Raw genomic sequence first — 22444 nt, 5'->3', positions numbered from 1 at the left:
AAATATGATTAAATTAAAATAGGAGACTTCAATAAATATGAATACACCCGGCGTTGATTTCAGATTTCGTAGGAATGACACAGTAGGCACCGCTGATGCCGAATCCGATGATAAATATCTATCTGAGTGCTTCATTGAAACTGGCGACTTAAATGCGCTTCAAGATATACATAACCCAAAGCGCATAATTGTTGGCCGAACTGGAGCAGGCAAAAGTGCGCTAATTAGAAAATTGCGAGAAGTTGAGGAAAATGTCATAGAACTTCCACCTCAAAATCTTTCACTTGCATACATTGCCAATTCTGACATATTGAATTTCTTTGAGGCTGCAGGTGTAAATCTTGATTTATTCTATCAACTACTATGGAAGCATGTTCTAGCCGTAGAATTACTGAAAAATAAATTTAACATCAATAACGAAGATCAAAAAAAGGGGTTTCTTGCAAACTTCTTCAATAGCATAAAGCGTGATCATTCAAAAGAGCAAGCAATAAACTATCTCAAAGAATGGGGAGAGAAATTTTGGGATGAAACAGAATATCGCGTTAAAGAGCTAACCACGAAAGTGGAAACAGATTTAAGATCATCCTTAGGGACCGATCTACAAGGCGTAAAATTTGATTTGGCGGGAGGAAAAAAACTCACAGAGGAACAAAAACAGGAGGTAATTCAACGCGGGAGAAAAGTTGTTAATCAAATTCAGATAAAAGCATTGTCCGATGTAATACGAATATTATCAGATGACGTCTTCAATGATCCACAAAGACATTACTTCATCACAATAGATGGCCTTGATGAACACTGGGTTGAGGATTCATTACGCTACAAACTAATTAGAGCACTAATAGAAACGGTTAGATCTTTTCAGAAAATAAGATATGTTAAAATAATAATATCAATAAGAGTGGATTTACTTAACAGGGTAATTTCCGCAACTCGAGATTCAGGTTTTCAAGAAGAAAAATACGAATCACTGTATCTAAAGCTAAGATGGTCGAAATCACAAATAGAAGATTTATTGGATAAGCGAATTGGCAAGCTCGTCCGCGAACGATATACATCAAAAGCCATAAAATTAAAAGATCTTTTCCCGCAAAAAATAGGGAAAATTGAATTTATAGACTATTTAACAGAAAGAACATTCTATCGACCTCGCGATGCCATCTTATTTCTAAACGCATGCCTAGACCACGCGGAAGATAGGAAAAATGTTTCGGCTCAATGCGTTTTAGATGCCGAGGGAGAGTATTCAAGTAAGCGCTTAACGTCACTTCAAGAAGAATGGGGGGCAACATATCCTAACCTCACCAGATACACGAGAGTACTTTTACGAAAACCTACATCTTTCAAAATGAGCTTTATATCAAAAGAGTCCATTGAAGATTTGGTATATAACGAGTTCTCAAATGAACTGGAAAGCGGCGACATAGTAATTGGCGCCGCAGTTGATTTTTTGATGAATGGCAAAGGAACAATTCACTTTGTCACACAAACATTATTTAATATATTTTACATTGTTGGACTAATTGGAATAAAACCAGACTCCACCAGCGGCACTTTTTGGTCTTTCCGAGCAAGTGAAGGTCCCAGTTCTGGCGCGATTAAACCTAACTCAATTGCTCATATTCACCCGACTTTTTGGCGAACATTGGGTGTAAAAATTGCAGACACATAAATTACAATCTTGCTTGCAAAAAAGCCGCTGTCTCCCGACAGCGGCTTTTTAATTCCTACCCAGCAGCAGCGCCTCGAATCAAGACGCCGCGCCGTAAATAGCTAAGTAAATTACCCCACAAACTTCCGTGCATTCCTGAACATGCGCATCCACGGCGAATCCTCGCCCCATGCTTCAGGGTGATACGACTGCTGGACTGACCGGAACACGCGCTCCGCGTGCGGCATCAGCACCGTGAAGCGGCCGTCTGCCGTGGTGACGGAGGTGATGCCTTCGGGCGAGCCGTTCGGGTTGTACGGGTACGCTTCGGTAGCAAAGCCCTTGTTGTCGACGAAGCGCATGGCTTTGGTGACCTGGGTGATGTCGCCCGTTTGCGAGAAGTCGGCGTAACCTTCGCCATGGGCGATGGCGATGCCGGCTTGCGTGCCGGCCATGCCGTTGAAGAAGATCGATGGGGAATCCATCACTTCGACCATGGCAAAGCGGCCTTCGAATTTCTCCGACTTGTTGCGCGTGAATTTAGGCCAGGCTTGGGCGCCGGGGATGATCGATTTCAGGTTGCTCATCATCTGGCAGCCGTTGCAGATACCCAAACCAAAACTGTCCGTGCGGTTGAAGAAGCGCGCGAACTGTTCCGCCAGGCTGGCGTTGAACAGAATCGTTTTCGCCCAGCCTTCGCCCGCGCCCAGCACGTCGCCGTACGAGAAACCGCCCACGGCGATGACGCCCTGGAAGTCGTCCAGTTTCACGCGGCCCGCAATCAGGTCGCTCATGTGCACGTCGACGGCCGTGAAACCTGCCTGGTGCATCACGTAAGCCGTCTCGATATGCGAGTTGACGCCCTGCTCGCGCAGGATGGCGACACGCGGGCGCACGCCGGTGGCGATGAATGGCGCGGCGATGTTGTCGTTCTGGTCAAACGTGACGATCGGCGACATGCCCGGGTCTTGCACGTCCAGCAGGCGGTCGTATTCGGCGTCCGCGCAGGCCGGATTGTCGCGCAGGCGGGCGATGCGCCAGCTCGTTTCGCTCCACAGGCGGTGCAGGTCCGCGCGCGGCTGGGTGTAAATGAGCTTGGCGTCGCGCGTGAATTCGATCACGTCGCGGTCGTTCAATTTGCCGATGATATGGCTGCAGGCGCCCAGGTTGAAGGTGCGCAGCACGTCCATGACGAGCGACTTTTCTTCCGCGCGCACCTGGATCACGGCGCCCAGCTCTTCGCTGAACAAGGCCCGCAGGGTCAGTTCGTTGCGGCGTTCCGCTACCTGGCCCGTCCAGTTCTTGGCGTCGCCCCAGTCGCTCGAATGCTCGCCTTCCATGGTCAGCATGTCCAGGTTGACGGACATGCCCGTGTGGCCGGCGAAGGCCATTTCCGTCAGGGTGGCGTACAGGCCGCCGTCCGAACGGTCATGGTAGGCCAGCAGCTTGTCGTCGCTGTTGAGCTTTTGGATGGCGGCGAAGAAGCCTTTCAGGTCTTCCGCGCTGTCCACGTCCGGCGTCTCGTTGCCCAACTGGCCCATGACTTGCGCCAGCGCCGAGGCGCCCAGGCGGTTCTTGCCGCGGCCCAGGTCGATCAAGATCAAGGACGTGTCGCCCTGGTCCGTCTTCAGCTGCGGCGTGAGCGACTTGCGCACGTCCGTCACTGGCGCGAACGAGGAGACGATCAGCGACACCGGCGAGGTGACGGATTTCGCCGCGCCCGTGCCCTCGTCTTTCCACGTCGTGCGCATCGACAGCGAATCCTTGCCGACGGGGATGCTGATGCCCAGCGCCGGGCACAGGTCCATGCCGACAGCTTTCACCGTGTCGTACAGGGCCGCGTCCTGGCCAGGCTGGCCGCAGGCGGCCATCCAGTTGGCGGACAGCTTGATGTCGGAAATGTCGGCAATCGCCGCGGCGGCGATGTTGGTGACGGCTTCGCCCACGGCCATGCGGCCCGAGGCGGCGGCGTCGATGACGGCCAGCGGCGTGCGTTCGCCCATGGCCATCGCTTCGCCCAGATAGCCTTCAAAGCTCATGGTGGTGACGGCGCAATCGGCCACCGGCACTTGCCACGGTCCCACCATCTGGTCGCGCACGGTCATGCCGCCCACGCTGCGGTCGCCGATGGTGATCAGGAAGGATTTGTCGGCCACGGTCGGCAGCAGCAGCACTTTTTGCGCTACATCAACCAGGTCCATGCCCGTCAGGTCGATGGCCGGGAAATCGTTGGCCACGTGGACCACGTCGCGCTGCATCTTCGGCGGCTTGCCCAGCAAGACGTCCATCGGCATGTCGACCGGCTCGTTGCCCAGTTCCGGGTCGATCAATTTGAGTTGACGCTCTTCGGTGGCCACGCCCACGGCGGCGAACAGGCAGCGTTCGCGTTCGCACATGGCTTTAAATAATGGCAGGCTTTCCGGCGCGATGGCGAGAACGTAGCGTTCCTGCGATTCATTGCTCCAGATTTCCTTCGGCGCCATGCCCGACTCTTCCAGCGGAATCTTGCGCAGGTCGAAAATCGCGCCGCGCTTGGCGTCGTTGGTAATTTCCGGGAAAGCGTTCGACAAGCCGCCCGCACCCACGTCGTGAATGGAGATGATCGGGTTGTCCGCGCCCATTTGCCAGCAGGCGTTGATGACTTCCTGGGCGCGGCGTTCCATTTCCGGATTGCCGCGCTGGACGGAATCGAAGTCCAGGTCGGCCGTGTTGCTGCCGGTGGTCATCGACGAGGCGGCGCTGCCGCCCATGCCGATGCGCATGCCCGGGCCACCGAGCTGCACCAGCAGGCTGCCGACGGGGATGTCGTTCTTGTGCGTGTGCTGCGCCGAGATATTGCCGATGCCGCCGGCGATCATGATCGGCTTGTGGTAGCCGAATACAGAATCTTTGTCTGCGCCCACGTTCTGTTCATACGTGCGGAAGTAACCGCCCAGAACCGGACGGCCGAATTCGTTCGAGAACGCGGCGCCGCCCAACGGGCCTTCGATCATGATTTGCAGGGGCGACGCGATGCGCTCCGGCTTGCCGTATTGATCCGCGTCAGTACGCGCGGCCAATGGCGCCGTCACGGAAGCGGCCGTTTCCCAGCTGCGCACGGCGTCCGGCAGCGACAGATTCGACACGGTGAAACCCGTCAGGCCAGCCTTCGGCTTGGCGCCGCGGCCCGTCGCGCCTTCGTCGCGGATTTCGCCGCCCGCGCCCGTGGAGGCGCCGGGGAATGGGGAAATCGCCGTCGGGTGGTTATGCGTTTCCACCTTCATCAGGGTGTGCGTCAATTCCGTGGAAGCCGCGTATTCGTGGTTTGCACCGCGCGGGTAGAAGCGCGAGACGGTGGCGCCTTCCATGATGGACGAGTTGTCGCTGTAGGCGACGACGGTGCCCTTCGGCTGCAATTCATGCGTGTTCTTGATCATGCCGAACAGCGATTTTGGCTGCGCCACGCCGTCGATGGTCCAGTCGGCGTTGAAGATCTTGTGGCGGCAATGCTCGCTGTTCGCCTGCGCGAACATCATCAGTTCCACGTCCGTCGGGTTGCGGCCGGCCTTGGTGAAGGCGGCGTCCAGGTAGTCGATTTCGTCTTCCGACATCGCCAGGCCCAGTTCCGTGTTCGCCGTTTCCAGCGCAACCTTGCCCTGCCCCAGCAAGTCGATCGATTCCAGCGGACGCGCTTCCAGCGTGCGGAACAGGTCCTTGGCGTCGTCGGCGCTGCGCAGCACGGATTCCGTCATGCGGTCGTGCAGCAGGTCGGCCACGGCTTGCACTTGCTCGTCCGTCAATTTGCCGGCGCCGATGGCGCTGCCCAGGATGCCCGATTTCAGGTTGATGCGGAAAGCGATGCCGCGTTCGACGCGCTTGATGTGCGCCATGCCGCAGTTGTGCGCGATGTCGGTGGCTTTCGAAGCCCACGGCGAAATCGTGCCGAAACGGGGGATGACGAAGAATTCTTCGGCAGCGCCTTCCGTATTGTCAGCGTGGGCCGGCTCGCCGTACGTCAGCAAGGCGCCAAGGCGCGTGCTGTCGTCGTTGCTGAGAGGCGCGCCGGCATCGATGAAATGGACATAGCGTGCTTGCACGGCAACAATCGCAGGCGAAACGGCTTGCAGTTGGCTTAACAGACGGTGGCTACGGAAATGGGACAGGGCATTGGAACCCGGCAGTATCAACATGATTGGAAGGTGGTTGATGCAGCGTGGCTGCGGGTTAAAGGTAGGTATGACAATATCTTTCGTACGGCAAATTTCCTTTGCGCGCATTATACCCGTTTTACCCCTGCCTTATGACCGGAACTTGGGCCTTTGCCACCCTTTTGCCCCGCACAGCGGCCATTTATGACGCGACAACAACACCGTCAGCCGACGATCAGGCGATCACGTAGCGGTTCTTGCCCTGCCGCTTGGCCAGGTACAGCGCCTCGTCGGCCAGCCGGTAGCTGTGGCCCAGCTCCTTGCCCCGGTCCAGCTCGGCCACGCCCACGCTGATCGAGACGAATTGTGCCGCATGGAAAGCCTGGCTGACGGCCTCGACCAAGGCGCCGGCAAAGGCGCGCGCAGCGTCGCGGTCGCCCGCGTAGACGATGCCGAATTCTTCGCCGCCCAGGCGCCCGCACAGATGGCCTTGCGCCTTGTCGGCGATGATGGCGGCCGTGCGCACCAGCACCTCGTCGCCCGCATCGTGGCCCTGCTGGTCGTTGATGATCTTGAAATCGTCGATATCGATCATCAGGAAGTACAACATGCCGCCGTGCGGCGCGCCATGCATCTGCTGGGCGCGCTGCGTGAACATGCGGCGATTATTGAGGCCCGTCAAGCCGTCCTGGAAGGCCAGCCGCGTCAATTCCACCTTGGAGTGATAGTTGCGCAAGCGCAATAAACTGAAACTGACATTCAGCGCCAGCCCGAACAGCACGCTGACGGCGATCATCAGCGGCGCCCACGACTGGTCGGGCAAGCCCGCATTCACCGGGTACAGGCCGTGGCCCACGTTCCACCACACGCCGGCCACGACGGCCAGGTAGCTGAGGCCGCCATTGAAGATGGAGGCGATGGCCAGGGTCATGAAGACCCCCACGGGCAAGACCCAGAAGCTGGCGTGCTGGACGGCGTCGGCCATGGTGCGCAGGCCGAAGGTCAGGGTCAGCACGGCGCAGGCGCCGGTAATGGTCAGCACGGGCAAGGTGGTGCAGCGGTAGCGCACGATCAGGCTCGTCAGCATGCCCAGCAGCGCCAGCACGGCGTGCGGGAAGTTCGGATGATAGGGCTCGGGCATCAGCAGCCAGGTCAGGCTGTAGGCGATGATGCCCAGCAACTGTGTCACCATGCCGACCCGGTGCAATTCCGCGAAATACGTGTGCTGCTGTTCGCTGTTGCCGCCAAAAGCGAGGGGAACGGCAATGCGCCGCAGGGAAGAAAGGTCAGGAACACGCATACGGGTATCGACACCAGAAAGAAGAAAGCGCCCGGTACAGCCTTGCGCATGCCTGGCCGCAAGATTACGCGGCATCCAACATTAGTTGTAATTAGGATACTATCATGCTAGTCAACTATTTGCTGAATTATGCGGCGCCGGCACCCGCGCGCAGGCTGGCGGCACCATGAAATACAACGCCGAGCGCCAGCGGAGGCACATGGCGCCCTGCCCCGCGCCCGATTGCATGCATTTTGCTGGCAGTGTCGGCCGGCTTTGCAGTATGCTGATAAAAAACAATACTGCCAGGCAGAGACATATAAGAAGAGTTCCCGCAAATGACCGAACAGATGAACGAGAGCTGAACAATGCCAGAAACTAGCGACTTATCTGTCCTGATCGTCGACCCGAACCCCAGCATGCGGGGCAATCTGCACAATATGCTGAACCAGGCGGCCATCACCAAGGTGGAATACGCCGTCAATTCCGGCACGGCCATCCGCCTGCTGACGAAGAAACCGTTCGACATCATCCTGTGCGAATACGATCTTGGCAGCGGCACGGACGGCCAGGATGGCCAGCAATTGCTGGAAGACTTGCGCCACCACAAACTGATCGGCCTGTGGACGATCTTCATCATGCTGACCTCGGAAGCCATCCACAGCAAGGTGATCAGCGCGGCCGAACTGACCCCGTCCGACTACATATTAAAACCGTTCACCGTCGATGTGCTGAGCGGACGCATCGCGCGCGCCATCGAGCGGCGCGCCATGTTCCTGCCCACCTACCAGCTGATCGACAAGGGCGACTTGCGCGAAGCCGTGAAAAGCTGCCGCGCGGCCGAGCTGCAGCATCCGCGCCTGGCGGCCGACTTCACCCGCCTGCGCGCCGAGCTGCACCTCACCCTGGGCGAATGGAAGGAAGCGGAGCAGCTGTATGCCGACATGCTGGCCACGCGCCCCATGGCCTGGGCCCACCTGGGACTGGCGCGCACCCTGTTCGAGCAGCAGCGCCACGAAGAGGCGCAGGATGCGCTGCTGGAACTGGTGGAAATCTATCCCCGCTTCATGGCCGCCTACGACTTGCTGGCGCAAAACCATGAAGCCATGGGCCAGCAGCTGCAGGCCAAGAAAATCCTCGAGGACGCGGTGGCCATCTCGCCGCACATGGTGCGCCGCCTGCGCCACCTGGGCGGCATCGCCTACGACACGGGCGACATCGGCGCGGCCGAACGCGCATATAAACAGGTCGTGACGAAAGCGAAGTACTCCGAATTCCGCGATCCGGAAGACCACGTCAACCTGGTCAGAACGCTGGTCAAGAAAGGCGATGCGCCGCAGGCGAGCGGCGTGCTGCGCGACATGGAGCGCTCGCTGCGCGGCGGCGCCAACGTGGAAGCATGCCGCGCCATCTCGGCCGCCATGCTGCATGAATTGTCGGGCAACGACATCGCCGCCGCCAGCGAACTGCAACTGGCCGCCGCCGCGCTGGACACGGCGCGCGGCCTGTCGACGCAGCTGAAGGTGGGCCTGGTGCAAAGCTGCCTGAAGAACAACCTGGAGCAGGCTGCGTCCGACGTCATGATGAAGCTCGTCAACGAAGCGGACAGCGAGGTGACGATGGAAGCGGCCGTCGACGTGTTTGAAAAAGCGGGCCGCCATGATCTGGCGCAAGGCATGGGCCAGCAGATCACGAACCAGGTGCAGGAACTGATGCAGGATGCGGCCAGCAAGTCGGAAAGCGGCGAGCTCAAAGGGGCAGTCTTCGTGCTGCGCCAGGCCCTGCGCAAGACGCCGGGCAACCTGCCCGTGCTGTTCGCCTCCGTCGAGGCCATTTTGCGCCAGCTCAACATGCTGGGCTGGGAAGCCCCGCTGGCCGAACAGGCGCAGCACCAGATGCAGGTGATCCGCAAGATCGACCCCAGGCATCCGCAGCTGGAGTCGCTCAAGCAGCAGTATTCGGCCACGCAGCACAAGTATGGTATTGCGACCTGAGGTATTGCGACCTGAGCTGAGGGATGCACTGCAAACCTGCTGCTACGGTTTTCAGAGGCGTCGTGACGTGCGTTGGCGTCAAAAACGCAGATCAGTCACGCGGGTCAGATTGGCGAGCGGCGCGCGCTTCTTCGCGGGCACGTTCGGCGGCTTGTATCAAGGCTCGCCCCTGAGCGTGTAGACCGGCTTCTCGGATTCGCCTTTTTCCGCCATCGCCAGCACGCGCTGCAGTTCCTTGCGCTCGCTGCCCTCCTTGGACGATGACACCAGGTTGCGCAGGATGGCGACATGCGCCGTCTGCAACGCCTGCGCCGCAGGCACGGCGATGTCCGGTTTCACGCCGACGTGCTCCCAGTTGGTTTTGGTGACGACATTGGTCGTGCGCGCGGTCGGGATCGAGACTATGATGTCCTGCCCCAGGTTGTACCAGCTCACGGGATTGGAGCCGCCGCCGGTGGTTTCTCCGACCACCGTGCCGCGCTTCTGCGCCTGGATGCCATAGGAGAAGTCCTCTCCGGCGGAAAACGTGCGCGCCGAGGTCAGCACGTACACGGGCTTGTCGTAACGCTGTGCGACCGTCTTCACGGTCCAGAACTGCCGCGTCAGGCCGGTCGGACGATCGTACATGTCGATCAGGTGACGCTCGTCGCCGAGCGGGAAGAAATGACTCATCAGGTAGGCCACGCTGGCCGGGCTGCCGCCGCCGTTGCGGCGCAGGTCGAGGATCAGCGCATCCGTCCCCGCCATGAGCGACATCGCCGCCGTGTACGCCGCGCCGACGTATTCCGGGCCGCCGAAGCCGCGCAGCTCGATGTAGCCGACGTTGCCGGGAAGGCGTTCGATCTTCTCGATGTCATAGCCGCGCCGCGCGGTCTGGTCGCGCCATTCGTCCGTCTTGGCGCGGCTAGGCAGCTCGGGGGCGGCGCTGCGCTCGCGAAGGCCTTCGTACACCGCGGTGCCGAAATGCAAGTCGCCGCTCAACTCCCGCAAGTCCTTCGCCAGCGCCGCACTGAACGCCTGGGTATTGGCGGCGGCCGCATAGCCTCCTTCGGCATTTTTCCTGCTGATCGCAGTGCCGACACGTTCGGCCACGGCAGGTTCGATGTAATTCGCGTTCATTTTCGTGACCAGTGTCTGCACGACCGCAGCCCGGCCGGACGCGTTCAAGACGGTGTCCGCCGCCGCCAAGGCCTGAAACGACACCAGCGTACCCAATACGACAGCTGCGACAAATTTCTTGCTACCTGACATACATTCCTCCAAGTTGGACTGCGAAGCGATTGATCGTTGTGTGAAAAAAATACGCGCGATGCCCCCTGGGCACGTCATCGAAGCGGCGCCTGGGCAGGCATGCCTGCCTCATTCGGATTGATCGTCAAGGTGTGGCCGTGCCTGCGCCAGAGCGGTATCGAGCTGTGGCCCGCCGTCGCGCAGGCGCTGCAAATTGGCGTCGCGGATGCGCGCGCCGAAAGAGCGCGTCTCGAGTACGGCGATCGCCTGTTCGAGACAGGCGGACAAGGGAAACGCCAGTTCCGCATCGAGGCTGTCGGCTGCGGATTTGGTCGCCTGCCAGCACACGCGCAGGCGCGGCAGCAGCGTTTCGCCATCGGCGCTGAGGCGCACCACGCGCTGCCGGCCGTCTGCGCCGCCGGCGGCCACCGTCAACAGGCCCTTTTTCACCATCAAGGCCACCGTCTGCGTCGCGGCCGGCTGCGTGAGGCCGGCCATGGCCGCCAGCTCGCCGATGGTCGCGCTAGCCTGCTCGGCCAGCACGCGCATGACCGGCGTGTAGCGCGGCCGGTAATCGAGCCCCGCTTCCACATAGGCTTGCTCGACCGCGCCGTCCAGCAGTTCGATGAGATGTCGTAATTGTGTGCCGAGTCCAGGTTTCATGGAACCATGGTAGCACCATTTACATAAGAGCTTATGTAAATATTTTCCACATTTGACAACGCTGGCGGCCGCCGCCGGAGGCTGCCGCGTGGAACCCAGGAAGATGAGAGACGAGATGAGAAACGGATGGATGGCGTTCAGAGGCAAAGGGACTTCCCCGCCACGGCGGATGGCGAGGGATGCCCTGCCCGACCAAGCTGGCCACAGCAGCGCGGCTGCTACGGCGCGCTACAAGTCATCGCCTGCATTTACGCCAGGTTGTAAGCTGTTTCCTGGACCGCGATTGTCAGCGCGGCAATTTGTACCGTACCAGCAGCGTGGGTCCCTTGCCGCCGGATGGCGTCAGCAGTATCTCGTCACCGGGCTGCATCTCTTCATACATCACCGTGCAACAGGTCGGCATCGAGTGGCCGCGCGCCGGATACACGCCGACGTCGGTGTGCAGGGTCGCAGCGCGCACGTCCACGCTGGTCTTGCCGGCCTTTCCCTCTTCTTGCAGCAGTTTGCGCAATGCGGTGACGAAATCCCCTTTACTGAGCCTGGCAGGTGTCTGGCTGGCTTGCGGGCGCGCGGTTGCGTCGTTTTTCATGGCAGTTTCTTTCAGTGTATACATTCCCGCCACTATATCATCCGCCCCTTGGCGGCATCACGCCAAAAATAGCGGCCGGAAGCTGCCCGACGCAATTGCGCAATGGACCCACTCCATATATCTGGCCAGTGTGCATTCTGCCCCTCTTTTCGGGCGGTCCGTCGCATGCCTGTCAAGCGGTGAAAAATCACAGCGTATTGTTAAGCCTTTATCATGAGCGGCGGGTAGCACGCTGCCAAACAAGGGGAAACAATGCAAAAGAAGATAGGTCTGATAGCTGCGGTCGTATTCGCCTTGAGCGCCGCTGTCAATGTCCAGGCAAGCACGCTTGACGAACTCGTGCGCGCTTACGCTGAACAGCGCGACTTTAGCGGCGTCGTGCTGGTCGCGCGCGATGGCCAGCCCATCTACCAAGCCGCGTTTGGCATCGCGCAGCCGGCCTGGAAGGTAGCCGTCACCGACGATAGCGTCTTTCGTATCGGTTCGCTCAGCAAGCCGCTCACTGCGACCCTGGTCATGCGGCTCGCGGAGCTTGGCCGTATCAACCTCGATGAAACCGTCGGCACCTACCTCCCGGCGGCGTATGCAGGTACTGCCGCGGGGAAAATAACGGTGCGACAACTGCTGGCGCATACGTCCGGCCTGGCCGATCTGCCATCCCGCTACACCGATACATTCTGGAGCAAGGACGCGCGCCGTCATTACACGCCCAAAGAATTCGCAAGCGAATGGATTCCTGGCGCACTGGCAAGCGAACCCGGGACCTGGCGCTACAACAACAACGGCTATTACTTGCTCGGAATGATAGTGGAAGCGGCCACAGGGAAAAGCTATGCCGAGAATATGAAACAATATGTCTTTGCGCCGGCGGGCATGCAGGACAGCGGCGTATTCGATGGCCGCGCAATTATCGCGAAACTTGCACAGGGAACCGTGCAGGCCGACGATGGCACGCACGTGATGCCCCCCTATATCGATCCATCCGTATCTTATTCCGCGGCCGGCCTGTATGCGACGGCGCTCGACCTGGCGCGCTTTGACGCTGCGCTGGCCGGCGGCCGCCTGCTCAAGCAGACGTCCCAGCGCGAAATGTTCACCAACAGGGGCAAGGGCTATGGTTACGGCTGGGAGGTCGAGGACTGGGCCGTACGAAAAGATACGCCACTTCCCGTTGTCCTGCATACGGGAAGCGTCCCTGGCTACCAGAGCATATTTGTGCGCTCCTTATCCGATCATGTGGCGATCGTCATTCTTGACAATGCCTGGCAGGGGGCGACGGTGGTCGCGATGGCAAGAGACATTGCCGACCTTGTGCACGGCAAACCGGTGGCCTTGCCGCGACGCAGCCTGCAGGCTGCCCTCAGTCCCATCTTGTTTCGTGAAGGCCTGGACGCAATGCGTGCCGCCTACCTCCGCCTGGGAGTACGCGAGTCCGCAACGTACGATGTGAGCGAATCCGCACTCAACGCTTTTGGCTATAGCCTGTTACGCAAGGGCCAGCCGGAAGCTGCCATCCAGGTCTTTCGCTGGAATGCGGAAGCCCATCCCCTTAGCCATAACGTCCACGACAGCCTGGCTGAAGCCCTGCTTGCATCGGGAGACCGCGAAGGCGCCCGCGCCGGCTATGCCAGGGTATTGGCCCTGGATCCAGGCAATCGCCACGCGACTGAAGAACTGGAAAAGCTCCGGCGCACAAATCCCTGAGACCACCGGCCAACAGACTATTCTCGGATTACGGCCCTATCGGGCCGACTCCGCCCTGCGTTCCACCCGCGCCACCACCAGCTCGATCAGCTCCGCGATCAAGGGCCGGAACGTGGCCGCATTGCCGCCCTGCCCCAGCATGACGGTGCGCGTGGTCAGGTGCGAAAAGACGGCGTCGAACAGAATTTGCGGCAGGTTCGAAAACGCGGTGTCGGGCGCGATGCGGCCCTGGGCGCGCTGCTGCTCCAGCAGGCGCAGGATCAGTGCGTGCCACACTTGCGGGCCGTGTTCGTACCAGGTCAGGCCCACGGCCGGCACGGCGGCCGCGCCCGTGACGACGAGGCGATAAAAGTCTACGTGGCGGGGGCTGGTGACGACGGCCACCAGTTCATCGAGGATCAGCTGCAAGCCCTGTTCCAGGCCCGCTTGCGAGGTATCGAGCCGGCGCAGGTCGATGATGAAATCGGCGCACAGGTATTCGACGACCGCCACCAGCAGCTCCTGCTTGCTGCCGAAGTAGCGGTAGGCCGTGGCCTTCGAGCCGCCCGCCGCGGCCACGATGGCGTCCATGCTGACGCCGTCGTAGCCGGAGGCGAGGAAGAGGTCCGCCGCCGCCGCCAGCAGCTTGCGCCGCCGCTCCTCGCTTCGGGTACTCGGGGAAGCTGGAACGGTGCGCAACTGGGGCATGAAGCAAACTCTTACTGTGTCCTGGGAAGCGCGTATGCTATCACGTAATCTCCCCGGTCCGGACTCTGGCGGGCGCCGCCCGCCACCACCGCGACGTACTGGCGGCCAGAGGCTGGCGACACATACGTCATCGGCGTGCCTTGCGAGCCGACGGGCAGGCGCGCCTTCCACACTTCACGGCCCGTGGCGATGTCCATGGCGCGCAGATAATAATCCTGCGTGCCCGCATAAAACACCAGGCCCGACGCCGTGCTCACGCCGCCGCCCAGGGTGGGCATGCCCAGCGGGATGGGCAGCCGCGCGCGCACGCCGTGGATGACGGCATCGCGCACCGTGCCGGCCGGACGCTCCCACACCTTGGTGCGCGTCTTCAAATCGATGGCGGCGAACACGCCCCACGGCGGGCTTTGGCAAGGTATGCCCAGCGGTGAATTGAATGCCTTGTGGTCGATGACGAAGGGCGTGCCATCCATCGGATAAGTGCTGCCCACGCCGTGGCCCGACGTCAGCTTGGCCACGTCCACCGTTTCGCGCGGCACCAGCCTGACCACCTGCGGCATGCGGATATCGTTGACGAACATATAGCCATTGCTTTCATCGACGGCCGCGCCGCCCCAGTTGAAGCCGCCGTAGTAGCCCGGGTAAATCAAGGTTTCGCGGGTGCTGGGCGCCGTGAACTCCCCTTTGTAATTGAGCTTGCGGAAGCTGATGCGGCACGCCAGCTGGTCGAAGAAGGTGGCGCCCCACATGTCGCGCTCCGTCAGGGTTTCCGCGCCGAGGGCCGGCATGCCGGTGGAGTATGGCTGCGTTTTCCACACCCAGTCGCCGGCCGCATGCTCCTGCGGCACGGCTTTTTCGATGACTTCGGCAAGCGGCTTGCCCGTGCGGCGGTCCAGCATGAATATCTGGCCACGCTTGGTCAGCTGCACCAGCGCTGGCGTCTTGCCGCCCTTGCCGTCCGGGACATCGTACAGGGCCGGCTGCGCGGCCACGTCGTAATCCCAGATATCGTGGTGGACGGTTTGATACGTCCAGCGTTCGCGGCCCGTGGCCATGTCGAGGGCGACGATGGCCGACGCGTATTTTTCCGTCAGCGGCGGGCGCTTGCCGCCCCAGAAGTCCGGCTGCTCGTTCCCCGTCGGCAGGTACACCAGGCCCAATTCGTCGTCGAAGGCCGGGGTCGACCACATGTTCGGCGTGCTGCGCGTGTAGGTCTGCCCCTCCGGCGGCAGCTTGGTGATGGCCGGATTGCCCAGGTCCCAGGCCCACACCAGTTCCCCCGTGTCGGCGCTGTAGGCGCGCACGACGCCCGACGGTTCATCGGTGGAGCGGCCGTCGAAGACCCAGCCGCCGAGGATGATGAGGTTGCGCGCCACAGTCGGCGCGGACGTGTAGGCATAGTACGGCACGTTCATTTTCACCTTGCCCAGGCCGACGGTCAGGTCGACGGAGCCCTTGTCGCCAAAGCCCTCGCACTGCTTGCCCGTCTGCGCGTCGATCTGAATCAGGCGCGCATCCATGGTCACTTGCACGATGCGCCTGGCGCATGCGCCCGCCACCGGCGCGCCGGCCGCCTGCATGCCCTCGAAGCGGAACGGCTTTGTCACTTTGGCCGGCTCGTAGTAGCCCACGCCGCGGCAGCGGTTCCACGTTTTGGTGTTGGCCGGCTTCGGGTCGAAAGTCCAGCGCTCCTTGCCCGTGTCCGCGTCGAGCGCAATGACCTTGCTGGTCGGCGTGCACGTGTAGATGGTGTCGCCGATCTGCAGCGGCGTGTTTTGCGATTCCGACGCGCCCTCGGCCAGCTCGCCCGTGCGGTAGGTCCACGCCACCTGCAGCTGGTCGACGTTAGCCTTGTCGATCTGCGTGTACGGCGCGAAGCGCGTGCCCTTCGGCCCATGGCCATAATGCGCCCAATTGGCGCTGCCGTCATTGACGACCGTCACAGCATCCTGCTGCGGCTGCGTCGTCGCTTCCGTCACGCCGTGCGGCTGGAACATCGAGGCGAAACCGGCCGCCAGCACGACGGCGAACAGGGCCGCGAAGCCGCGCGACTGGCCGCTGTGGCCACGGCCTGCCAGCCACGGATGCAGCAAGGCGGCCGCCAGGCCGATGACGAGGAACGGCGCCAGGCGCGGCACCATGGGCCAGAAGGCGAAGCCGGTTTCCCACACGGCCCAGACCAGGGTAGCGATGAGCAGCGCCGCGACAACGCCGCTGGCCAGCAGCTTGCGGCGCCAATACAGCACGCCCGCCAATAGCAAGCCGAGACCGGCCGGCAGGTAATACCAGGAACCGCCGAGAGTAATCAGTTCGATGCCGCCCGCCGCCAGGGCCAGGCCGGAACATCCGAGAAATATGCCGAAAACCGCCAGGGCAATGCGCTTGCCCCTGGAGACCGCCGGGATCGCCGCCGCTCCATTCTTTGTTGAAGTGTCCATTTTTTATCCATGACGCCTCCCCTGCCCAGGCCAACACGCCGGGGATGGCTGATTTTTTAAATCTACGTAGTGAAACTGTACTGTACGGTTTCATTTTATGCCGATTTTTGACGCAAGGAAAGAAAAATTGACGCGGGAGCTTGATTTTTGGCGGGGATGGGGAACTGGCGGGGACCAAGGGGTCAGACCCGATGGGTCTGACCCCAGCCTTGTGCGTCGCTCGGAGCGTCCAATAATGCTCAGGGCGCAGCATCGGAAAAGCTGGGGTCGGACCCGACGGGTCCGACCCCTTATCAAATTACTCAGCCAGCGACGCCATGTCGATGACGAAGCGGTAGCGCACATCGCTCTTGACGACGCGCTCGAACGCCTCATTGATATCCTGGATGCGGATGATCTCGATGTCGGAGACGATATTGTGCTTGCCGCAGAAATCCAGCATTTCCTGGGTTTCCTTGATCGAGCCGATCATGGAGCCGGACAGGCTGCGGCGCGCGCCCACCAGGCCGAAGGCGTTCACGGGCGGCACGGCGCCGTCCGGGATGCCGACGATGACCATGTTGCCGTCCACTTTCAGCAGGTTGATGTACTGGTTCCAGTCGATCGAAGCGCCCACGGTGCAGATGATCAGATCGAAGGTGCCGGCCAGTTTGCTGAACGTTTCCGCGTCGTTGGTGGCGTAATAATGGTCGGCGCCCAGGCGCAGGCCGTCTTCGCGCTTCGACAGGGTCTGGCTCAGCACCGTCACTTCGGCGCCCATGGCGTGGGCGATTTTCACGCCCATGTGGCCCAGGCCACCCATGCCCAGGATGGCGACCTGCTTGCCGGGGCCGGCTTTCCAGTGGTTCAGCGGCGAATACAGGGTGATGCCGGCGCACAGCAGCGGCGCGGCGGCGTCCAGCGGCAGATTGTCGGGAATCGACAGCACATAGCCTTCCTTGACGACGATGCTGTCCGAGTAGCCGCCCTGCGTGGCCGTCTTGCCGTCCGCTTCGACGCCGTTGTAGGTCTGGATCAGGCCCGGCATGTACTGTTCCAGGTCCACGTTGCGGGTCTTGCAAGTGGTGCAGGAGTCGACGAAGCAGCCCACGCCCACGTGGTCGCCCACCTTGAACTTGCTCACATTGGCGCCGACGGCCGTGACGACGCCGGCGATTTCATGGCCGGGCACCATCGGGAAGGCGGCGCCGCCCCATTCGTCGCGCGCCTGGTGGATGTCGGAATGGCACACGCCGCAGTATTTGATCGAGATGGCCACGTCGTCTTCGCGCGGGGCGCGACGCTCGAACGTGAACGGTTGCAGTGCGGAGGTCGGGCCCAGTGCGGCGTAGCCTTTGGCGATGGTGGTCATGAAAACTCCTGTATCTATATGTGTGTAACGAGGGGGAACGCGTGCCATGCATGCGATTGCACAAGTGTGCCCGAGAAGCCGGCCTGCCGTTACCGCGATCCTGCAAGACCTTTGCACGATCCTCCAAATCTGCGTAAGATCAGCCCCTGCCCTCCCTCGCCTGACGCATACTGCCACCCATGCCTACCTTAATCCTGCCCCAAGACGAAATCGCCGCCCTGATCAGCCGCCACGCGCCGCGCACCGGCGACTACGCGACGGCCATCGGCAACCTGACCTTCCACCGCCAGTCCTCCGTCACGGAATCGCTGTTCCATGCGGCGCGGCCCAGCGTGGCCATCATCGCGCAAGGAGCGAAGGACGTCACCCTGGGCACGGAAACCTTCCATTACAGCCGCATGCAGTATCTGCTGACGTCCGTCGACCTGCCGGTGCAGGTGCGCGTGGTGGAAGCGAGCGTGGACAAGCCGCACCTGTGCGTGGTGCTGGGCATCGACATCGCCGACGTGGCGGCCCTGCTCGACAGCGAAAGCGGCGCAACCGGCACCGCGCAGCAGAAAATCCTGCCCGCCACGCGCGGCATTTCCGTCAGCGACGTGTCGCCCGAGCTGCTCGACGCCATGCTGCGCCTCGTGCGCCTGCTCGACAAGCCGGGGGAAATCGCCGCGCTGGCGCCCCTGATCCGCCGCGAGCTGACGTATCGCCTGCTGAATGGCCCCGTGGGCGCGCGTTTGCGCCACATGGCGCTGGCCAGCAGCCAGTCGCACCAGGTGGGGCAAGCCATCGACTGGATCAAGCACCATTACGCGCAGCCGCTGCGCATCGAGCACCTGGCCGGCATGGCGAACATGAGCATGTCGTCGCTGCACCACCACTTCAAGGCGATTACCGCCATGACGCCGATGCAGTACCAGAAGCTGCTGCGGCTGCAGGAAGCGCGGCGCTTGATGCTGGTCGAGCAGATCGACGCGGGCACGGCCGGCTACCGGGTCGGCTACGCCAGCGAATCGCAGTTCAGCCGAGAATACAGCCGCCAGTTCGGCCGCGCGCCCATGCGCGACGTGGGCCAGGTGCGCGCACAGCTCAGCGGCGCCGGTGCCAGTGCTGACCTGGCCTATTCCGTCTTGCCGTAGCCGCCGCCGCCCGGCGTCTCGATCACGATCACGTCGCCCGCCCGCATGTCCGTTTTGCCGATATGCGCCAGGTGCTCCACCGTGCCGTCCACGCGCTCGACGTAGTTGCGCCCCAGCGCGCCCGCCTCGCCGCCGGCCATGCCGAACGGGGGAATAATGCGGTTGTTCGACAGGATCGCCGCCGTCATGGGTTCCAAAAAACGCACCCGGCGCACGCCGCCATTGCCGCCATGCCAGCGCCCCGCCCCGCCCGATCCGGCGCGGATGCTGTAGCTGTCCAGGCGCACGGGGAAGCGCCACTCGAGGATTTCCGGATCCGTCAGGCGCGAATTGGTCATGTTCGTCTGCACCACGTCCGTGCCGTCGAAGCCGGGGCCGGCGCCCGAGCCGCCCGATATTGTCTCGTAATACTGGTATTTCTCGCTGCCGAACGTGAAATTGTTCATCGTCCCCTGCGAAGCGGCCATGGCCCCCAGCGCGCCATACAGGGCGTTGGTGATGCAGGTCGAGGTTTCCACGTTGCCCGAGACGACGGAAGCCGGATAGCGCGGGTTGAGCATGGAGCCGGGCGGGATGATCACGGTCAAGGGTTTCAGACAGCCCGCATTGAGCGGAATCTCGTCGTCGACGAGGGTGCGGAACACGTACAGCACGGCCGCCATGCAGACGGCGGACGGCGCATTGAAGTTGTTCGGCAGCTGGCTTGAGGTACCCGTGAAATCGATGACGGCGCTGCGCCGCGCCACGTCGACCCGGATCGCTACCTTGATCTGCGCGCCGTTGTCCAGGTCCAGCGCGTAGCTGCCATCCTTCAGGGTCGTGATGACCCGGCGCACGGCTTCCTCCGCATTGTCCTGCACGTGGCCCATGTAGGCTTGCACGACAGGCAAGCCGAAATGCGCGACCATATTATGCAGTTCCTCGGCCCCCTTCTGGTTGGCCGCCACCTGGGCGCGCAGGTCGGCCAGGTTTTGCCGCGGATTGCGGGCCGGCCAGCTGGCGCCCGCCAGCAAGGCCAGGGTTGCGTCCTCGCGCATCACGCCCGTGGCGCCGTCGACCAGCTTGAAATTGTCAATCAACACGCCCTCTTCCTCGATGCGCGTGGAGTCCGGCGGCATCGAGCCGGGCGTGGTGCCGCCGATATCGGCATGGTGGCCGCGCGAGCCGACGTAGAACAGGATGGATTCCCCCTTTTCATCGAAGACGGGCGAAATCACCGTCACGTCGGGCAAATGCGTGCCGCCATGATACGGGTCGTTCAGCATGAAGACGTCGCCCGGCCGCATGGCGCCCGCATTGCGCGTCATGACGGTGCGGATGCTCTCGCCCATGGAACCCAGGTGCACGGGCATGTGCGGCGCATTGGCGATCAAGTGGCCTTGCGCATCGAAGATGGCGCAGCTGAAATCCAGGCGCTCCTTGATGTTGACGGAATGGGCCGTATTCTGCAGGCGCAGGCCCATCTGCTCGGCGATCGACATGAACAGGTTGTTGAAAATTTCCAGCATCACGGGGTCGGCATTCGTTCCGATGGCGCGCCGCTCCGGCAAGGCCACGACTCTGCGCAAGATCAAATGGCCATGCGCCGTCACTTCCGCGCGCCAGCCCGGCTCGATCACGGTGGTGGCGTTGGCGTCGCTGACGATGGCCGGGCCGTCGATGGCATCACCCGGGCGCAGGCTGTCCGCCGCATACAGGCCGCTGTCGCGCCATGCTCCGGCGCAGTACATGGCCACCGTCTGCACGGGCGCCAGCGCGCCCGCGCGGGCCGCATACGCCGGCGTGGCCGCTTGCGGCGCATCGGAAGCGCCGAGGGCTTCCACGGAAATGGCTTCGACGATCAATGCGCGCGCCGGCATCAGGAAGGAAAAGCGTTTTTTGTACGCCGCTTCGAACTGCGCCTGCATGCCGGCCACCGTATCGAACAGCACGACGAGGGCCGAATCCGTGCCTTCATAGCGCAAATGCACGCGATGCACGAGCGCGATGCGCTCGCCTGCCACGCCCTGGCACAGCAAGTCGCCCCGCGCCTGCTCTCCCAGTGCGGCGAAATCGCGCGCCAGGTCGGCCCCCAGTGTCGCTTCGATGGCCCGCTCGCGCATGGCGCTCTGGTCGGCCAGGCCCATGCCGTAGGCCGACATCACGCCCGCCAGGCTGTGGATGAACACCGTGCGCATGCCCAGCGCGTCGGCCACCAGGCAGGCATGCTGGCCGCCCGCGCCGCCAAAGCTGGTGAGCGCATATTCGGTGACGTCGTGCCCCCGCTGCACGGAAATCTGCTTGATGGCGTTGGCCATATTGCCCACGGCGATGGCGACATAGCCTTCGGCTACCTCCTCCGCGGTCGAGTTTACCGTGCGCGCCAGCGCCTCGAACTGGGCGCGCACGGTGGCCGCGTCCAGCGCTTCATCGGCGTCGGGGCCGAAGACGCGGGGGAAGAACGCGGGCTGCAGCTTGCCCAGCATGACGTTGCAGTCGGTGACGGCCAGCGGGCCGCCGCGCCGGTAGCTGGCGGGGCCCGGGTTGGCGCCCGCGCTGTCCGGCCCCACCTTGTAGCGGGCGCCGTCGAAGTGCAGCAGGGAGCCGCCGCCGGCCGCCACCGTGTGGATGCTCATCATGGGCGCGCGCATGCGCACGCCGGCGATCTGCGTCTCGAACACGCGTTCGAACTCGCCCGCGTAATGCGACACGTCCGTCGAAGTGCCGCCCATGTCGAAGCCGATGACCTTGTCGAAACCGGCCAGCGCGCTGGCGCGCACCATGCCGACGATGCCGCCCGCTGGGCCGGACAGGATGCTGTCCTTGCCCTGGAAAGCGCGCGCGTCCGTCAAGCCGCCGTTCGACTGCATGAATTGCAGGTGCACGCCGGGCAGCTCCATCGCCAGCTGGTCGACATAGCGGCGCAAGATCGGCGACAGATAGGCATCGACCACCGTGGTGTCGCCGCGCGCCACCAGTTTCATCATGGGGCTGACCTCGTGCGACACGGACACCTGCGTAAAACCGGCCTCGCGCGCCAGCTGCGCCACACGCGCCTCGTGCGCGTGATGGCGGTAGCCGTGCATCAGCACGATGGCGATGGCGCGCACGCCGCGCGCATGGGCTTGCGCCAGCGCGGCCTGCGCGGCCGCCTCGTCGAGCGGCGTCACGACGTCGCCGTGGGCGCCCACCCTTTCATCGATCTCGATCACGTCACCATACAGCAGTTCGGGCAGGATGATCTTGCGCGCGAACAATTGCGGGCGGTTCTGGTAGGCGATGCGCAAGGCGTCGCGGAAACCGCGCGTGATGGCCAGCACGGTGGGCTCGCCCTTGCGTTCGAGCAGCGCATTGGTGGCGACCGTCGTGCCCATCTTGATGGCGCCCACCTGCTCCACGGGCAGCGGCGCACCGGGCGCAAGGCCCATCAGCCGGCGCATGCCGGCCAGCGCCGCGTCGCGGTACTGGCCCGGATTTTCCGACAGCAGCTTGCAAGTGGCCAGGCTGCCGTCGGGACGGCGCGCCACGATGTCCGTAAAGGTGCCGCCACGGTCGATCCAGAATTGCCAGTCCATCGCCTTGCCCCCGCGCTTATGTGAGATGGCTATTGTAGCCG

Annotated in this window: 13 protein-coding genes; 4 read left to right on the top strand and 9 right to left on the bottom strand. The window is 62.2% G+C overall.

Translation table 11 applies throughout. The features are described 5' to 3' along the window. Window positions 1-37 precede the first annotated feature (37 nt). On the top strand, window positions 38-1675 hold the full coding sequence (locus tag BZG29_RS14540) for a hypothetical protein (protein WP_077404014.1): 1638 nt from the start codon (window positions 38-40) through the stop codon (window positions 1673-1675). Window positions 1676-1785: 110 nt separating this feature from the next. Here BZG29_RS14540 and purL read toward each other — a convergent pair whose 3' ends face one another. Then, complete coding sequence (purL, locus tag BZG29_RS14535) at window positions 1786-5823, bottom strand: phosphoribosylformylglycinamidine synthase (RefSeq protein ID WP_077404011.1); 4038 nt, start codon at window positions 5821-5823, stop codon at window positions 1786-1788. A 193-nt stretch (window positions 5824-6016) separates the two neighbouring features. Further along, complete coding sequence (locus tag BZG29_RS14530) at window positions 6017-7081, bottom strand: GGDEF domain-containing protein (RefSeq protein WP_171985019.1); 1065 nt, start codon at window positions 7079-7081, stop codon at window positions 6017-6019. Between the two features lie 347 nt (window positions 7082-7428). Between BZG29_RS14530 and BZG29_RS14525 the strand changes: the two genes are divergently transcribed. Next, window positions 7429-9054: a response regulator gene (locus BZG29_RS14525; protein ID WP_077404005.1), complete on the top strand. Its 1626-nt coding sequence runs from the start codon at window positions 7429-7431 to the stop codon at window positions 9052-9054. Between the two features lie 156 nt (window positions 9055-9210). Here the strand turns inward: BZG29_RS14525 and BZG29_RS14520 are convergent, their stop codons facing one another. The 3 genes from BZG29_RS14520 to BZG29_RS14510 form a co-directional block, all read right to left on the bottom strand. Beyond that, window positions 9211-10305 (bottom strand): S41 family peptidase, encoded by a 1095-nt coding sequence (locus tag BZG29_RS14520; RefSeq protein WP_171985018.1) that lies wholly within the window; start codon window positions 10303-10305, stop codon window positions 9211-9213. A gap of 108 nt (window positions 10306-10413) precedes the next feature. Beyond that, the gene (locus BZG29_RS14515; protein WP_077403999.1) at window positions 10414-10947 is read right to left on the bottom strand and encodes a MarR family transcriptional regulator; all 534 of its coding nucleotides are present in this window, start codon (window positions 10945-10947) and stop codon (window positions 10414-10416) included. A gap of 286 nt (window positions 10948-11233) precedes the next feature. Beyond that, window positions 11234-11536, bottom strand: coding sequence for an HNH endonuclease (locus tag BZG29_RS14510; RefSeq protein ID WP_077409111.1), 303 nt, complete (start codon window positions 11534-11536; stop codon window positions 11234-11236). Between the two features lie 252 nt (window positions 11537-11788). Here BZG29_RS14510 and BZG29_RS14505 point away from each other — a divergent pair, with 252 nt between their 5' ends. After that, window positions 11789-13240: a serine hydrolase gene (locus tag BZG29_RS14505; protein WP_077403996.1), complete on the top strand. Its 1452-nt coding sequence runs from the start codon at window positions 11789-11791 to the stop codon at window positions 13238-13240. 36 nt (window positions 13241-13276) lie between these two features. Here BZG29_RS14505 and BZG29_RS14500 read toward each other — a convergent pair whose 3' ends face one another. The 3 genes from BZG29_RS14500 to BZG29_RS14490 all read right to left on the bottom strand — a co-directional run bounded on the left by BZG29_RS14500 (window position 13277) and on the right by BZG29_RS14490 (window position 17716). Next, a complete protein-coding gene (locus tag BZG29_RS14500) occupies window positions 13277-13927 on the bottom strand; it encodes a TetR/AcrR family transcriptional regulator (protein WP_077403993.1) in 651 nt (216 codons plus the stop codon). A gap of 11 nt (window positions 13928-13938) precedes the next feature. After that, entirely contained in the window at window positions 13939-16365 is a 2427-nt protein-coding gene (locus BZG29_RS14495; RefSeq protein ID WP_077403989.1) for a membrane-bound PQQ-dependent dehydrogenase, glucose/quinate/shikimate family, read from the bottom strand. Between the two features lie 298 nt (window positions 16366-16663). Further along, window positions 16664-17716 (bottom strand): NAD(P)-dependent alcohol dehydrogenase, encoded by a 1053-nt coding sequence (locus BZG29_RS14490; RefSeq protein WP_077403986.1) that lies wholly within the window; start codon window positions 17714-17716, stop codon window positions 16664-16666. A gap of 179 nt (window positions 17717-17895) precedes the next feature. On the opposite strand from BZG29_RS14490, the gene BZG29_RS14485 reads away from it, so the two are divergent. Next, complete coding sequence (locus tag BZG29_RS14485; RefSeq protein WP_077403983.1) at window positions 17896-18849, top strand: AraC family transcriptional regulator; 954 nt, start codon at window positions 17896-17898, stop codon at window positions 18847-18849. On the opposite strand, the gene BZG29_RS14480 is transcribed toward BZG29_RS14485, so the two are convergent. Then, window positions 18831-22403: a hydantoinase B/oxoprolinase family protein gene (locus tag BZG29_RS14480; protein WP_077403980.1), complete on the bottom strand. Its 3573-nt coding sequence runs from the start codon at window positions 22401-22403 to the stop codon at window positions 18831-18833. The two genes, BZG29_RS14485 and BZG29_RS14480, sit on opposite strands and share 19 nt — an antisense overlap. Between the last annotated feature and the right edge of the window lie 41 nt (window positions 22404-22444).

The sequence above is a fragment of the Janthinobacterium sp. LM6 genome (assembly GCF_002002885.1).
In the GTDB taxonomy this organism is placed as follows: Bacteria; Pseudomonadota; Gammaproteobacteria; order Burkholderiales; family Burkholderiaceae_D; genus Janthinobacterium; species Janthinobacterium kumbetense.
This window is presented reverse-complemented; position numbering and strand designations above follow the sequence as displayed.

Excerpts from the sequence above, each read along its gene's own strand:
- BZG29_RS14520 (WP_171985018.1), bottom strand. The coding sequence starts at position 10,305 with ATGTCAGGTAGCAAGAAATTTGTCGCAGCTGTCGTATTGGGTACGCTG.
- BZG29_RS14480 (WP_077403980.1), bottom strand. The coding sequence starts at position 22,403 with ATGGACTGGCAATTCTGGATCGACCGTGGCGGCACCTTTACGGACATC.
- BZG29_RS14500 (WP_077403993.1), bottom strand. The coding sequence starts at position 13,927 with ATGCCCCAGTTGCGCACCGTTCCAGCTTCCCCGAGTACCCGAAGCGAG.
- BZG29_RS14530 (WP_171985019.1), bottom strand. The coding sequence starts at position 7,081 with ATGCGTGTTCCTGACCTTTCTTCCCTGCGGCGCATTGCCGTTCCCCTC.
- purL (WP_077404011.1), bottom strand. The coding sequence starts at position 5,823 with ATGTTGATACTGCCGGGTTCCAATGCCCTGTCCCATTTCCGTAGCCAC.
- BZG29_RS14495 (WP_077403989.1), bottom strand. The coding sequence starts at position 16,365 with ATGGACACTTCAACAAAGAATGGAGCGGCGGCGATCCCGGCGGTCTCC.
- BZG29_RS14515 (WP_077403999.1), bottom strand. The coding sequence starts at position 10,947 with ATGAAACCTGGACTCGGCACACAATTACGACATCTCATCGAACTGCTG.
- BZG29_RS14510 (WP_077409111.1), bottom strand. The coding sequence starts at position 11,536 with ATGAAAAACGACGCAACCGCGCGCCCGCAAGCCAGCCAGACACCTGCC.
- BZG29_RS14485 (WP_077403983.1), top strand. The coding sequence starts at position 17,896 with ATGCCTACCTTAATCCTGCCCCAAGACGAAATCGCCGCCCTGATCAGC.
- BZG29_RS14540 (WP_077404014.1), top strand. The coding sequence starts at position 38 with ATGAATACACCCGGCGTTGATTTCAGATTTCGTAGGAATGACACAGTA.
- BZG29_RS14490 (WP_077403986.1), bottom strand. The coding sequence starts at position 17,716 with ATGACCACCATCGCCAAAGGCTACGCCGCACTGGGCCCGACCTCCGCA.
- BZG29_RS14505 (WP_077403996.1), top strand. The coding sequence starts at position 11,789 with ATGCAAAAGAAGATAGGTCTGATAGCTGCGGTCGTATTCGCCTTGAGC.
- BZG29_RS14525 (WP_077404005.1), top strand. The coding sequence starts at position 7,429 with ATGCCAGAAACTAGCGACTTATCTGTCCTGATCGTCGACCCGAACCCC.